The organism is Nonomuraea zeae (assembly GCF_005889725.1).
Classification (GTDB): domain Bacteria; phylum Actinomycetota; class Actinomycetes; order Streptosporangiales; family Streptosporangiaceae; genus Nonomuraea; species Nonomuraea zeae.
On the sequence record NZ_VCKX01000046.1, the window covers coordinates 43,139 to 55,811 of the forward strand.

Below are 12,673 nucleotides of genomic sequence, written 5' to 3' on the forward strand. Positions count from 1 at the left end.
CCGGCCGGCTGTCCTGTCGGATCCCCGGCCGGATCCCCGGTCGGATGACGCCGGGCGACCGGTGGACCCGTCGCGCGGGTCCACCGGTTCGGCACGCTTGAAGGCGGTCATCCGGTCAGGGCGCCTCGAAGCCGGCCTTGGTCAGCACGTCCTTGCCCGGCTGCGACAGCACCAGATCGACGAACTGCCTGGCCAGGTCACCGGCGGGCGCCTTGGCCAGGGTCGCGATCGGGTAGTCGTTGATCGCCTGGTCGGCCTCGGGGAAGGCGATGCCCTGCACCTTGCCCGCCGAGGCGATGACGTCGGTCTTGTAGACCAGCGCCGCGTCCACCTCACCCAGCTCGACCTTCGTGAGGGTGGCCTTGACGTCCTGCTCCAAGGTGACCGGCGTGACCTTCAGCCCGGCCGCGGCCAGCGCCTTCACCGCCGCGGCCCCGCACGGCACCTGCTCGGCGCACAGCGCCACCTTCACCTTGGGGTCGGTCAGGTCCTTCAGCTCGTCCACCTTGGCCGGGTTGTCGGCCGGGACGGCGATCTGCAGCTTGTTGCGCACGAACGTGGCCGGCGCGCTCGCCAGGGACGCGTCGGTCACCGTCTTCATGGTGGCCGGGCTGGCGGCGGCGAACACGTCGGCCGGCGCGCCCTGGGTGATCTGCTGGGCCAGGGTCGCGCTGGAGCCGAAGTTGAACTTCACCGTGGTGCCCGGGTGCGCGCCCTCGAAGACCTTGCCGAGCTCGGTGAACGTGCCGGTCAGCGACGCCGCCGCGAACACCGTCACTTCCTTGGCGCCCGCGGCGGGGGCCGGCGCGGAAGCCGAGGCCGAGGAGGTGGCCGGGTCGCCGGAGCCGCATCCCGACAGCCCCAGCGCGAGCGCGACAGGAAGGGCCACGGCCCACCTGGAAATACGACTGATCACCAAAGGGGGGCTCCTCACAGGCTGCTGACCACGCGTTCGTGGCCGGGGATCTCCACGACGACGTTGGTGGACTTGATCACGGCGACCGCCACCACCCCTGCCTCCAGGCCGAGCTCGTCGGCGGCCTGGCGGCTCATCAGCGACACCACCCGGAACGGCCCGGCGGCGATCTCCACCTGCGCCATCACCGCATCCCGGACCACCTCGGTCACGATCCCGCGGAAGCGATTACGGGCCGAGGACCGGCCGCCGTCGACCGTCTCGACCTGGGCACGGGCGAACGCGGCCAGGTCGGCGCCGTCCACCTGCCGATGGCCGTGCTCGTCTCTGTCGGCCCGCAGCCGGCCCGCGTCCACCCAGCGGCGGACGGTGTCGGAGCTGACCCCGAGCAACGCGGCGGCCTCGCTGATCCGAAACGTCGTCACAAGTCCTCACCCTACCTTTCGCACATTCAACCCTGAATACCCGTCTTCTGCTGCATCAGCGGCTGGATCCGCCGCTCTGCCATGGCATCCGCGAAAGAGCAGAGAGCCGGGCCCCGCCTGCGCTCACCCGGTCACCGGGCCATCGCGTTCACACTCGCGACAATTCGCGACAACCCGCGACAACCCGCGAGAACTCCGAGAACTCCGAGAACTCCGAGAACCTCGCTCACCGCGCTCGCGCCTTCAACCGCAGGTGCCGCCCGCCGTCGCCCTGGCCGCGACGCGAAGCGGGCCGTGCCCCGCCGGCACTCGCCGGGGCACGGCCCGCGTCAGGGCGTCTGGCTGGAGCCAGTCGTTTTCGGCCTACCGGTGGCGCACCCGGGCGTCCTGGATGTCGGCGGGGAGGACGGGCTTGCCGTCCACCGGAGGCGTGGGGCCGTCCGGCGCCGGCTGGATGCCGCCGGCGGCGATGCGGTCGAGCGCGGCGAGCCCGGCGGCGTCCACCGTGCCGAAGATCGTGTAGTTGGGCGCCAGCCCGGAGTCGCCGTAGACCAGGAAGAACTGGCTGCCGTTGGTGTCAGGGCCGGCGTTGGCCATGGCCAGCACCCCGCGCGCGTACGTCTTGCGCACCCCGGTCGTGTCGCCCGGCCACGGCGGCAGATCCGTGGGCAGCTCGTCCTTGTACCGGTAGCCCGGCCCGCCCTCGCCGGTGAAGCTCGGGTCGCCGCACTGCAGCACCTTCAGCCGGTCGTACGCGGTGAGCCGGTGGCACGACGTGACGTCGTAGAACCGGTGCCGGATCAGGTGCACGAAGCTCTGCACCGTGCACGGCGCCTTGGCCGGGTCGAGGGCGAGCCCGATGTCGCCGTGGTTGGTCTTGAGCACCGCGGAGACCGGGCGGGTGGGAGTGCGTCGCGGGTCCGGCGGCAGCGGCACCTTCCGTACGGCCGGGTCATCGGGGGTCTCGGTGTACTGGCACGGCCCCTTGGTCACTCTCGGCGGCCGGTCCGCGACCGACGACGCGGCCGGCGCCGCGCCGATCGCGATCAGCGAGCCCGTCGTGACTGCGGATAACGCGGCGCGGGCCGCGAGTCGTACCAACGCTCTGCCGGACATCGTGTCCTCCACTGCGTGATGATCGCCGGGCTTTCTGTGGTCTAGTCGATCTGACCAGCGCAGTCAAGAGGGTGGCGCGAGCCTGTCCGATCCGGGGCGTCACCCGCGGGCCCGTACCCTCGGGTCCAGCAGCGGGTGGAGCAGGTCCACCAGCAGGTTGGCCACGGCGAAGACCGCCGCCCCGAACAGGACCAGCCCCTGGACGAGCGGCAGGTCCTGGCCGCTGACCGCCTGGGCGGACAGCCGGCCCAGGCCCTGGCGCGAGAAGACCGTCTCGACCACCACCGATCCGGTCAGCAGCCCGCCGACGAGCAGCCCCGCCATGGTCAGCGCGGGCGGTGCGGCGTTGCGCAGGGCATGCCCCGCCAACACCCGCAGCGGCGAGGCGCCCTTGGCCCTGGCGGTGTCGATGTAGCTCTCGTTCATGGTCTCGCCCAGGCTCTGCCCCAGGACGTGAGCCACCACCGCGGCGGCGGGCAGGGCCAGCGTGACCGCGGGCAGCACGACGCCGGCCAGACCCTGACCGCCCGTCGCCGGGAACCAGCGCCAGTGGAAGGAGAACTGCTGCAGAAGCAGCAGCCCGACCCAGAACGACGGCACCGCGACACCCAGCGGTGGCAGCGCGGCCAGGACCCGCCACCGGCCGCGGGCCAGCCCGGTGACCAGCGCGAGCGCAAGTCCGAGCAGCAGGCCGAGCGCCAGCCCCGCGCCGGCGATCTGGGCGGTCTGCGGCAGCGCCGCGCCGATCATCGCGGTGACCGGCCGGCGGTACTGGATCGACTCCCCCAGGTCGCCCCGCAGTACGTCGCCCAGCCGGGCAACGTACTGCAGGGCCAGGGGACGATCCAGCCCGAGGTCGGCCCGCATCGCGGCCAGCTCGGCGGCCGTGAGCCTGGCGCCCGGCCCCACCATCACGCTCACCGGATCGGCCGGCAGCGCGAACAGCACGAAGAACGACACCGTGTACGCGGCCCACAGCACGAAGACCGCCTGGCCGAGGCGCCGCAGGAGATAGCCGGCCATCATTCGTCCAGCGACCGGCTCGGCAGCTCCTTGCGCAGCACCGGCGCGATCTCGGTGAAGAACAGCTCCAGCGTCGCCAGGTAGTCCTCGCGGGCGAGCACTTCGCCGTCCACGTGGATGTGCATGACCTCGTGCCCGAACAGGCGGTGCTGCTCGGCCACCTTCTCGATGATCTGCTGCGGGCTGCCGACCAGCACCGAGCTGCCGGCGATCCAGTCCTCGACGGTGTCGTACCTGATCGAGCCCCGGTCGTACCGCTTGTTGACCTTCAGCCGGGCCTCGAACACCGGCCGGTAGCGCTCCACGGCCACCCGCGAGTCGCGATGGCCGAAGTAGCCCGCGGTGCCCGCGCCCACCAGCGCCCTGGCCGGGTCGTGGCCGTACTCGGCCAGCCGTTCGCGGTAGTGGTCGATCAGCGCCGCGAACGGGCCGGGCGGGCCGGTGCCGTTGGAGGAGAAGAGCGGGTCGCCGTGGCGGGCGGCGAAGTCGGCGGACTCCAGGCTGGTGGCGCTGCCGTGCCAGATCCGCAGGTTCGGCCGTTCGGGGCGCGGCAGGGCCTCGGCGTGTTCCAGCGATCTGGCCGGCCAGGTGACGTCGTCGTCGTTCCACAGCCGCCGGAACAGCGCGTAGTTCTCCCGCAGCAGGTCCCACTGCCGGTCGGGGGTGACGCCGAACAGCTGGGAGGAGCGCGGGTAGGCGCCCTTGCCGATGATGAGCTCCAGCCGGCCGCCGGACAGGATGTCCAGCGTGGAGTAGTCCTCGAAGGCCCGCAGCGGGTCGAGGTGGCCGAGCGTGGTGACGGCGGTGAAGAGCTTGATCCTGGACGTACGCGCCGCGATCCCGGCGAGGAGGACCGGCGGGGAGGAGGAGACGGCCGGGCGGTCGTGGCGCTCGCCGATGGCGTAGCCGTCGAAGCCCCATTCCTCGGCCAGGACGGCGAGCTCGACGAGCTCGCGCACCTGGACGGCGTCCGGCTTGTCAGGGCTGGGCAGGTGGGGCAGCAGCAGGAATTTCATCGGGGTCTCCTTCTACGACAGCCAGACGGCGGCGAGCTGGGTGAGTTCCGAGGCCGCGCCGAGGGTGATCCCGTGAAGTGACGGGGCGACCGCGAGCACCGTGGTCTGCTCGACGACGGGGATGAACAGGGCCTGGTCGACGAGGTGCGACTGGATCTCGGCGAGCACGGCGTCGCGGGCCTTCTTCCCGCCGATGGCGACCTGCTGCTGCAGCAGCCTCTCCAGCGCGGGGTCGTCGATGCGGTAGTAGTTCGGCGGGGCGGAGGAGAAGCTGGAGCGCAGGATGTCGCCGTCGGCCTGCGTGCCGTTCGTCCAGAAGAAGTCGTAGCGGGCCTTGGCCAGCCCGTCGAGGAGCTGCCCGCCGGTCTGCTCCAGCAGTTGCAGGTCGACGCCGACCGCGCCGAGCCGGGCCTTGATGAGCTCCAGCATGCGCTGGTTGGCGCTGTAGTTGCGGAACCAGCCCACGACCAGGGACAGCTTCTTGCCGCCCTTGGCGCGTACGCCGTCGGGCCCGGCCGTCCAGCCGGCCTCGTCCAGGAGCCGCGCCGCCTCCTCCGGCCGGAACCCGACCTTGGCGGCGAGGTTCGCGTAGCCGGGCGTGGTGGCCGCCAGGACGCTGGTCGCCGGGGCGAAGTCGGGGCTGAGTACGGTGTCGCGGACTTCCGTGCCGTCGACGGCCAGGGAGATCGCCCTGCGCACGCGTACGTCGTCGAGGGGCGCGCGGGCCGAGATCGGGATCAGCCCCCACACGAGCCCGGGGTTGGGGTGAGTGACCAGCTGGAAGCCCCCGTCACGCAGGGACTGGGCGTCGGCGGGCGGCACGTCCCCGATGGCCTGGACCTGCCCCGACTCCAGGCTGCCCGCGCGCACGCCCGACTCGGGGATGGCGGTGAAGACGACCTTGTCCAGGTACGCCTCGCCCTGCTTGCCGCCTCGCGGGGCCCAGCCGTAGCCCGCGCGGCGGCTCAGCGTGGCCTTGTCACCGCTCAGCGAGTCCAGGACGAACGGCCCCGATCCCACGATCTTGTCGAACCGCTGGTCGAAGGGCAGGCGGAGGGTCTCAGGCGCCAGGATCGACAGGGCGGTGCCCGTGGCCGCCTGGAGGAACGGGGCGTTGGGCCGGCTGAAGGTGACGCTCACCTCGTCGGCTCCGGTGGCGGCGGCGCCCTTGAGCGAGCTGATCACCGCGGTGATGGCGGGATTGAGCTTGGCCTTGTTGGCGAGCAGATCGTCGAAGTTGGCCTTGACGACCTCGGCGGTGAGCGGGCTGCCGTCGGGGAAGGTGACGCCGGCGCGCAGGTGGAAGGTGAAGCGCGTGGCGTTCTCGTTGACCTCCCACGATCGCGCCAGCCACGGGACGATCTCGCCGGTGGCCGGGTCCTGGGCGACGAGCGAGTCGGCGAGCTGGCGGGCGATGTAGACGGTGGCGGTGTCGGTGAACTGGCGCGGGTTGGCGCTCTGGGGCGGGGACTGCAGGCCGAAGGTGATCGTTCCGCCGCGCTGAGGTGTGGCGGGTGCGGGCAACGCGGCGGGCTCGGCCGTTCCGCAGGCGGCCAGTGCGGCCGCCAGAGCGAGACCGGCGGCGGTGGCCCGTGTTCGTGCTGGCATGGGTGCTCCTGGTGTGCTGGGAAGGTGGGTCAGGGTCAGCTCTGCAGCGCCGGTGAGGCGGGCGCGGCGGCCAGCAGAGCCTGGGTGTGGGGGTGTCTGGGCGCGGCGAGCACCCGCGCGGCGGGGCCCGTCTCGACGAGGCGCCCGTCGCGGATGACCGCGACGTGGTGGGCGAGCCGCCGGACGGCCGCGAAGTCGTGGGAGATGAACAGGTACGTCAGGCCGAGGTCGTCCTGCAGCCGGGCGAGCAGGGCGAGCACGTGGTCCTGCGCGGCGGCGTCCAGCGCGGAGGTCGGCTCGTCGCAGATCAGCAGGTCCGGGCTCAGCGCCAGGGCCCTGGCGATGGCGACGCGCTGGCGCTGCCCGCCGGACAGCTCGCGGGGCCGCCGGTCCAGCAGTGCGGCCGGCAGGCCGACCCGGTCGAGCAGCTCGGCCGCCCGGGCCCGCCGCTCGGCGCGCGTGCCGATCCGGTAGGACGCCAGAGGGTCGGTGACGATCTGGCGGACCGTCATCCGGGGGTTCAGCGAGGTGAACGGATTCTGGTAGACGATCTGCACGTGCCGGCGCAGCTCTCTGAGCCGGGCGCCGGTCGCCCCGGTGATCGGGGTGTCCCCCAGCATGATCCGCCCGGCGGTGGGCTCGACGAGCCCCAGCACCATGCGGGCGACGGTCGACTTGCCCGACCCCGACTCGCCGATCAGCGCGAGCGTCTGGCCCGCCGGGAGGGTGAAGGACACCTCGTCCACCGCGCGCACGGCCGGCCGGTACTCCTTGACCAGCCCCTCCACCCGCAGGTGCGCCTCTGCGGACGCGGGCGCAACGGGCGCGGCCGGTCGCAACCGGGGGCGGACGTCGGCTCCCATCGTGACCACGCGGTCGGCCCGCCCGGCCGCGGCCGGGTCGTGGGTGACGATGAGCACGCTGGTGCGTGCGGCCCTGGCGAGGGACTCGACGAGGTCCAGGATCTGGCCGCGCACGATGGAGTCCAGGGCGCTGGTCGGCTCGTCGGCGACGATGAGCCGCGGGCGGGCCGCGATGGCGATCGCGATGAGGACGCGCTGGCGCAGGCCGCCGGACAGCTCGTGCGGATACTGCCCGGCACGCCGGCCCGGGTCGGGCACACCCGCCTCGGCCAGCAGATCCATCACGGCCGCCGGGGCGTCCCGGCGACCGGCCAGCCCGTTCACGATGAGAGCCTCGGCCACCTGGGCGCCGACCCGCTGCACGGGGTTGAGCGCGGCCCCCGGGTCCTGCGGGATGAGCGCGATCTGGCTGCCGCGCAGGGCACGCATGCGGCGTTCCGGCAGGCCGGCCAGGCTCTGGCCGGCGAACGTGATCCGGCCCGCGGTGATCTCGGCGGTGGTCGGCAGCAGCCCGAGCACGGCGTGGGCGACGGTGGACTTGCCGGATCCGGAGGGGCCCGTCAACGCCACGATCTCGCCCGGGCGGACGTCCAGGTCGAACGCGTTCGCCGCCGTGACGGTCCTGCCCTTGACCCGATAGCGGACGGTGAGGCCCTTGATGTCGAGCAGCGGCTCCGCGGGGCTGCTCATCGCGCGACGACCCCCTCGCCGCCGAGCGCGCGGGACAGGCCGCCGCACGCGGCCACGGTGGCGGCCACCGCGAGCCCGGGGAACGTGGTCAGCCACCACGCGTGCCGCAGGGCGTCGCGGCCCTCGGCGACCAGCGATCCCCATTCGGGCGTGGGCGGGCGGCTGCCGTAGCCGAGGAAGCTCAGCGCGGAGACCGCCAGGATCGCGGCGCCCAGCTCCAGCGTGGCCAGGGCCCAGACGGGACCCATGGAGTTGGGCAGCACGTGGCGGAGCAGCAGCCGCGGCCAGCGGGCCCCGCCGGAGCGCGCCGCCTCGACGTACGGGCTCTCGCGGACGCGCAGGACGTGGGCCCGCACGACCCGCGAGCAGGTGGCGACGCTGCCCACGCCGACGGCAAGTGCCACGTTGCGCACGCCGGGGCCGAGGGCCGCCAGGAGCACCAGCGCCAGCAGCATGCCGGGGATGGAGAGCAGGATGTCGGCGCCGCGCATGATCACCGTGTCCGGCCATGAGCGCAGGAACCCGGCCAGCACTCCCAGCAGGGTGCCGAGACAGAGACCGACCAGAGTGGCCGTCAACGCGGAGCCGAGCGACAGCGCGGTGCCGTGGACGAGCCGGGCGAGCAGGTCGCGGCCGAGCTGGTCGGTGCCGAGGGGGTGGAGGGCGGATGGGCCGCTGAGTCGTACGGCGGGGTCGACGGCGAGCGGGTCTCGCGAGGTGAACACACGCGGCGCCACCGTGGCGGTGAGGATGATCGCGAGCCAGGCCAGCGAGAGCAGTGGGAGGGAGCGGACGGGCACGATCGCCTTGCCTAAAGCAGGTAGGAAAAATAGGAAATATCGTCAAGTTGACGTATCACCCGAAATAGTGCCCCGCATCGAGCTGACATGTCAACTCGATGAGTTCGCGGCTAGGATCAGCCCATGCCGGAGGAGAACGAGGGGCTCGACGAGCATGACAGCCGCGTCTGGGAGGCGTACTTCGAGATGCAGGTCCTGTTCTGGCGGCGTATGAGCCACGACCTGCAGCAGGAGACCGGCCTGTCCGAGCCCGACTTCGCCATCCTGACCGCGCTGCGCAAGGCACCCGGCGGACGGCTGCGCGCCTACCAGCTCGCCGGTGTCACGGAGTTCGAGAAGAGCCGGCTGCACCACCACCTGACGCGGATGGCCGCGCGCGGGCTGGTGGCCCGCGAGCAGGATCCCGCCAACTCCCGCGGCACGCTCATCACGCTCACCGACGACGGCCGGACCGCCATCGACCGGGCGACCCCCGCACGTGCCCGGCACATCCGCAAGTGGCTCATCGACCCGCTCGACCGTGACCGGCTCGACCTCCTCGCCGACGTCTCCGCACGCGTGACCAAACGCCTGCGGGCGAACTGAGCAGGGGCACCGTCCGTCTCCAGGCCGGGCCGGCCGAGCGCCTGCGCCAGCACCTTGGCCATGTCCGGCACGCTGAGCAGCTCCGGCCCCGTGAGCGGGCGGGTCTCCGCTTCCCCGCCGGACGTCAGCGCCCGCACCGCGACCTCGGCCACGTCCCGGGGATCGACGACGCCCTGCGCGCCGTTCCCCGTCATGTTCGGGATCCGGCGCGGCCGCGCGGATCGCGAGAGCCCAGAGCAACGCGTTGGAGGCTTCACCACTTTCCGCGCGCCCGCCACCCGCGCGGCGGCGAGCATCGCCGTGTCGCGCTCGGGAACCCAGGGGCCGGGGGCACTGAGCAGGAAGACGGCCTCCGCCCCCGCGCCGCCCCGGCCAGGGACCCGGGGTCGCCGAAGTCGCCCCGTACGAACTCCACGCCGGGCCGCGCGGCCTCCTTCGATGGGTCCCTCGTCATCCCCCGTACGTCCTCACTCCCGGCCGCCAGCAGCCGGACCACCTCACTGCCGATCGTGCCCGTGGCACCTGTCACCAGAATCATTTCGAGCGCACCGGGCGCGTGCGCAAGGTGCTCGCACTGGGGCGGCGGCGGGAGGCGCCCTGGGGGCAGCTCGCCGCGGCGACCGGCTACTACGACCAGTCGCACATGACGGCCGAGTTCCGTACGTTGATGGGCGTCACCCCGGCGGCCTATTTCGCCGGTCGCCTGCCCGCGCTCCAAGCCTGCTGAGGCGCGCTCGCGCCGGAGCCCTGATCAGCCGCCGTGCCGGAGGTGTACCGCTCGATCAGCTCCAGATCCGCTCGGTCCTTGGGGCGATCCAGATTTCGCTTCCACCGGCATACGTCGGCCAACGACTCGTATCTGAGGCCGTCGATGACCTCGGACCGGGCGATGAGGTCATCGACGGTTCCGGCCTCGGGAAACCAGCCGTTGAAGATCTCTATTCTCCCGTCCAGGAGCTGCACCTTCTCGACCTGCTCGCCGAACGGCGACGAGGCCGGCGTGCCGAGCGAAAGGGCCTGGGCCCAGGCTTTGCCGCGGGCGACGACGTCGAGGTCGCCGATGCTCGGCTTGATGCCGTGTGCCAGCAACGGCCCGCTGCCCGCGATGACGAAATCCTCCGGGGGAAGGCCGAGCGACACGAGCGCCTGGATCAGCGGATGGTCTTTCGCTCTCAACCGAATCACGAACTCGCTTCCTGTTTGGTGTCGTGGGTCAGTACATCGCGTACGCCATGATGATCGCTCCGGGCGGGCCGTGGCGGCGGGCCGTGGCAGCGGCCCGTGGCGGCGGCCCGTTCAGGCAAGTGAACGCCGGGCCGCCACCATCACCGTCTGCCGGCGGCGTCAGCTCACCAAGTCTTGCCCGCCTGCTCCCGGATCGTATGGTTGATCCGGTTGAAGAAGTTGGTCAGCGCGATGTCCAGGATGATCGCGGACAGCTGCTTCTCGTCGAAGTGGGCGGCGGCAGCCTCCCAGATCTCGTCGGTCACGCCCGGCGCGCCGTCCTGGATCCGGGTGGCGGCCTCGGTCAGTGCGAGCGCCGCCCGCTCCTCGTCGCTGAAGAAGGGCGTCTCGCGCCACGCGACCACGCTGTGCAGCCGCTCGTCGGTCTCCCCTTGCTTCCTGGCCGACTCGATCCCGGCGTACACGCACGGGCTGCAGCCGTTGATCTGGCTGGCTCGCAGGTGGACCAGTTCGAGCACGCGCGCGTCGACGCCACCGGAGTGCATCGCCTTGTAGAGGTGCTGGATCGCCGTGATCACCCCGGGGTCACTCGCGCTCTTCATACGTGCTTGCATCGTCCTTGCTCCTTCATTTGGTTACATACGCCCGTCCGGGCCCGTCATGAACCATGACGGAGCAGTTCTGAGGAAGGTAACAACATGTCCGACACCAGCCCGGCGGACCCGGTGGCCGAGGCGTTCGAGGCCCAGCGCGACCGGCTGCGCGCGGTCGCCTACCGCATGCTCGGATCGCACGCCGACGCCGAGGACGTGGTTCAGGAGGCCTGGCTGCGGCTCTCCCGCCAGGACACGGCGACCATCCACAACCTGGCCGGCTGGCTGACCACGGTGGTCGGCCGGATCAGCCTCGACGTCCTGCGATCGCGCCAGGCCCGTCCTGAGGCGTCGTACGACGACCGGCTGCCCGAGCTCGTGGTGACGGCCGCCGACGGCCCCGCGCCGGAGGACGACGTGGCGCTGGCCGACTCGGTCGGGCTCGCGCTCCTGGTCGTCCTCGATTCGCTCGGGCCCAGCGAGCGGCTGGCGTTCGTGCTGCATGACCTGTTCGCGGTGCCGTTCGACGAGATCGGCAAGATCCTCGGCAAGTCCGCGGACGCCAGCAAGATGCTCGCCAGCCGGGCCCGCAAGAAGGTGCAGGCGCCCCAGCGGCCGGCGGCCTCCGGACGAAAGCAGCGCGAGGTGGTCCAGGCCTTTCTGGCTGCGGCGCACCGCGGCGACTTCGAGGGGCTGCTGCGCGTACTCGATCCCGAGGTGCGGCTGACCGTGGACACCGCCGACGGGACGGTCGTCGTCCTCGGCGCCACCGAGGTCGCGGCCGGCGCGCGGATCTCCGCCGGCGGGACGGTGCGGGGACAGGAGGTGCTCGTCAACGGCCTGCCGGGGATCGTGGCGTGGCACAAGGACGGCACTCCGGTGTCGGTGGTCGCGTTCACGGTCGTCGATGGCCGGATCGCCGCCATCGCGAGCGTGACCGACCCCGCCAGGCTCGCGTCGATAGACCTGTCGGAGGTCCGCTGAGCCGGGCACCGACACGGGCCCGGGCCGATGCCGGTACGTCCCAGATCGGCCCCGGGCACGGCCCGGATCGGCGCCGGGTACGGCCCAGCTCGGCACCAGGCACGGCCCGGATCGGCGCCGGTACGACGCCCGTCGGACCCCGGTCCGTTCGGGACAGGCCCTCCCTGGGACGGCTGGGTCAGTCCCGGGGAGGGCGATCCGCGGCGGGTCTCTGCTGGTCCTCCGGTCCGGCGAACGGACGTAGGGCATCGACGACGAGGTCGAGGAGCCGGCCGGTCTGTTCCGGCGTGTTGCCGGCCGTCGTGGAGAGGAAGACGCCGAGGAGCATGGTGGTGATGTCCTCGGCGTCGACATCCGCCCGGAGCGTGCCCGTACGCGCTCCTTCGGCGAGGATCGTCGCGATCGCGCCGACGACGCGCTCCCGCGTGGTCGGTGTCGCCATGGTCCCCGACGCCCAGCCGGCCCGAAGCGTGTCGATCATTCCGCGCTTGGTCGCGACGAACACCGCGTAACGGTCCATCCAGGCGCGGAGAGCGGCCTCCGGCGGCAGCTCGGCGAGCAGGGCGGGGGCGCTGGTGGTGACGTCGTCGAGCTCGGCGCCGTAGACGGCTTCGACCAGCGCCTCGCGGGTGGGGAAGTGGCGGTAGAGCGTACCGATGCCGACCCCGGCCTCGCGGGCGATGGCTTCGAGCGCGACCGTGTCGTCTGCCGCCGCGAAGGCGGCCCGTGCGGCGGCAAGGAGCTTCTCACGGTTGCGCCGCGCGTCCGCGCGCGCCGGACGACCGGCACCCGGCGGAGTGCCATCGGAAACGCCAGAAGGCGGGCCGCCGGGGGCCTCAGCGGGCCGGCTGTCAGGCGAGCCGGAGGGC

At 72.3% G+C, this 12,673-nt stretch carries 15 protein-coding genes; 3 read left to right on the forward strand and 12 right to left on the reverse strand.

Features of this window, described 5'->3' with window-relative positions; genetic code table 11:
• Window positions 1-115: 115 nt before the first annotated feature.
• The 8 genes from modA to ETD85_RS17300 form a co-directional block, all read right to left on the reverse strand.
• The gene (gene modA / locus ETD85_RS17265; RefSeq protein WP_138690738.1) at window positions 116-889 is read right to left on the reverse strand and encodes a molybdate ABC transporter substrate-binding protein; all 774 of its coding nucleotides are present in this window, start codon (window positions 887-889) and stop codon (window positions 116-118) included.
• A gap of 41 nt (window positions 890-930) precedes the next feature.
• The gene (locus tag ETD85_RS17270; RefSeq protein WP_138690739.1) at window positions 931-1,341 is read right to left on the reverse strand and encodes a TOBE domain-containing protein; all 411 of its coding nucleotides are present in this window, start codon (window positions 1,339-1,341) and stop codon (window positions 931-933) included.
• A 363-nt stretch (window positions 1,342-1,704) separates the two neighbouring features.
• Window positions 1,705-2,457, reverse strand: coding sequence for a peptidylprolyl isomerase (locus tag ETD85_RS17275; protein ID WP_138690740.1), 753 nt, complete (start codon window positions 2,455-2,457; stop codon window positions 1,705-1,707).
• 99 nt (window positions 2,458-2,556) lie between these two features.
• Complete coding sequence (locus ETD85_RS17280) at window positions 2,557-3,483, reverse strand: ABC transporter permease (RefSeq protein ID WP_240779203.1); 927 nt, start codon at window positions 3,481-3,483, stop codon at window positions 2,557-2,559.
• Window positions 3,480-4,496 (reverse strand): LLM class flavin-dependent oxidoreductase, encoded by a 1,017-nt coding sequence (locus ETD85_RS17285; RefSeq protein ID WP_138690741.1) that lies wholly within the window; start codon window positions 4,494-4,496, stop codon window positions 3,480-3,482. Before ETD85_RS17285 ends, ETD85_RS17280 begins: the two co-directional genes overlap by 4 nt.
• A gap of 12 nt (window positions 4,497-4,508) precedes the next feature.
• Window positions 4,509-6,104, reverse strand: coding sequence for an ABC transporter substrate-binding protein (locus tag ETD85_RS17290; RefSeq protein WP_138690742.1), 1,596 nt, complete (start codon window positions 6,102-6,104; stop codon window positions 4,509-4,511).
• Between the two features lie 35 nt (window positions 6,105-6,139).
• A complete protein-coding gene (locus ETD85_RS17295; RefSeq protein ID WP_138690743.1) occupies window positions 6,140-7,657 on the reverse strand; it encodes an ATP-binding cassette domain-containing protein in 1,518 nt (505 codons plus the stop codon).
• Window positions 7,654-8,457, reverse strand: coding sequence for an ABC transporter permease (locus ETD85_RS17300; protein WP_240779204.1), 804 nt, complete (start codon window positions 8,455-8,457; stop codon window positions 7,654-7,656). Before ETD85_RS17300 ends, ETD85_RS17295 begins: the two co-directional genes overlap by 4 nt.
• 123 nt (window positions 8,458-8,580) lie before the next feature.
• Between ETD85_RS17300 and ETD85_RS17305 the strand changes: the two genes are divergently transcribed.
• Entirely contained in the window at window positions 8,581-9,042 is a 462-nt protein-coding gene (locus ETD85_RS17305) for a MarR family winged helix-turn-helix transcriptional regulator (RefSeq protein ID WP_138690745.1), read from the forward strand.
• A 253-nt stretch (window positions 9,043-9,295) separates the two neighbouring features.
• Here ETD85_RS17305 and ETD85_RS67500 read toward each other — a convergent pair whose 3' ends face one another.
• On the reverse strand, window positions 9,296-9,580 hold the full coding sequence (locus ETD85_RS67500; RefSeq protein ID WP_379507311.1) for an SDR family oxidoreductase: 285 nt from the start codon (window positions 9,578-9,580) through the stop codon (window positions 9,296-9,298).
• Window positions 9,581-9,598: 18 nt separating this feature from the next.
• Here ETD85_RS67500 and ETD85_RS17315 point away from each other — a divergent pair, with 18 nt between their 5' ends.
• Window positions 9,599-9,769, forward strand: a complete 171-nt coding sequence (locus ETD85_RS17315) for an AraC family transcriptional regulator (RefSeq protein WP_206058365.1) — start codon at window positions 9,599-9,601, stop codon at window positions 9,767-9,769.
• Here ETD85_RS17315 and ETD85_RS17320 read toward each other — a convergent pair.
• Window positions 9,730-10,182: a hypothetical protein gene (locus ETD85_RS17320; RefSeq protein WP_206058366.1), complete on the reverse strand. Its 453-nt coding sequence runs from the start codon at window positions 10,180-10,182 to the stop codon at window positions 9,730-9,732. The two genes, ETD85_RS17315 and ETD85_RS17320, sit on opposite strands and share 40 nt — an antisense overlap.
• 209 nt (window positions 10,183-10,391) lie before the next feature.
• Entirely contained in the window at window positions 10,392-10,841 is a 450-nt protein-coding gene (locus ETD85_RS17325) for a carboxymuconolactone decarboxylase family protein (RefSeq protein ID WP_138690746.1), read from the reverse strand.
• An 84-nt stretch (window positions 10,842-10,925) separates the two neighbouring features.
• Here ETD85_RS17325 and ETD85_RS17330 point away from each other — a divergent pair, with 84 nt between their 5' ends.
• Window positions 10,926-11,804, forward strand: coding sequence for a sigma-70 family RNA polymerase sigma factor (locus ETD85_RS17330; RefSeq protein ID WP_138690747.1), 879 nt, complete (start codon window positions 10,926-10,928; stop codon window positions 11,802-11,804).
• A 178-nt stretch (window positions 11,805-11,982) separates the two neighbouring features.
• Here the strand turns inward: ETD85_RS17330 and ETD85_RS17335 are convergent.
• Window positions 11,983-12,673, reverse strand: a 691-nt coding sequence (locus ETD85_RS17335) for a TetR/AcrR family transcriptional regulator (protein ID WP_138690748.1), incomplete at its 5' end; no start/stop codon positions are given.

Coding starts and splice junctions, on each gene's coding strand:
- ETD85_RS17275 (WP_138690740.1), bottom strand. CDS start 2,457: ATGTCCGGCAGAGCGTTGGTACGACTCGCGGCCCGCGCCGCGTTATCC.
- ETD85_RS17280 (WP_240779203.1), bottom strand. CDS start 3,483: ATGATGGCCGGCTATCTCCTGCGGCGCCTCGGCCAGGCGGTCTTCGTG.
- ETD85_RS17285 (WP_138690741.1), bottom strand. CDS start 4,496: ATGAAATTCCTGCTGCTGCCCCACCTGCCCAGCCCTGACAAGCCGGAC.
- ETD85_RS17290 (WP_138690742.1), bottom strand. CDS start 6,104: ATGCCAGCACGAACACGGGCCACCGCCGCCGGTCTCGCTCTGGCGGCC.
- ETD85_RS17295 (WP_138690743.1), bottom strand. CDS start 7,657: ATGAGCAGCCCCGCGGAGCCGCTGCTCGACATCAAGGGCCTCACCGTC.
- ETD85_RS17305 (WP_138690745.1), top strand. CDS start 8,581: ATGCCGGAGGAGAACGAGGGGCTCGACGAGCATGACAGCCGCGTCTGG.
- ETD85_RS67500 (WP_379507311.1), bottom strand. CDS start 9,580: ATGATTCTGGTGACAGGTGCCACGGGCACGATCGGCAGTGAGGTGGTC.
- ETD85_RS17325 (WP_138690746.1), bottom strand. CDS start 10,841: ATGCAAGCACGTATGAAGAGCGCGAGTGACCCCGGGGTGATCACGGCG.
- ETD85_RS17330 (WP_138690747.1), top strand. CDS start 10,926: ATGTCCGACACCAGCCCGGCGGACCCGGTGGCCGAGGCGTTCGAGGCC.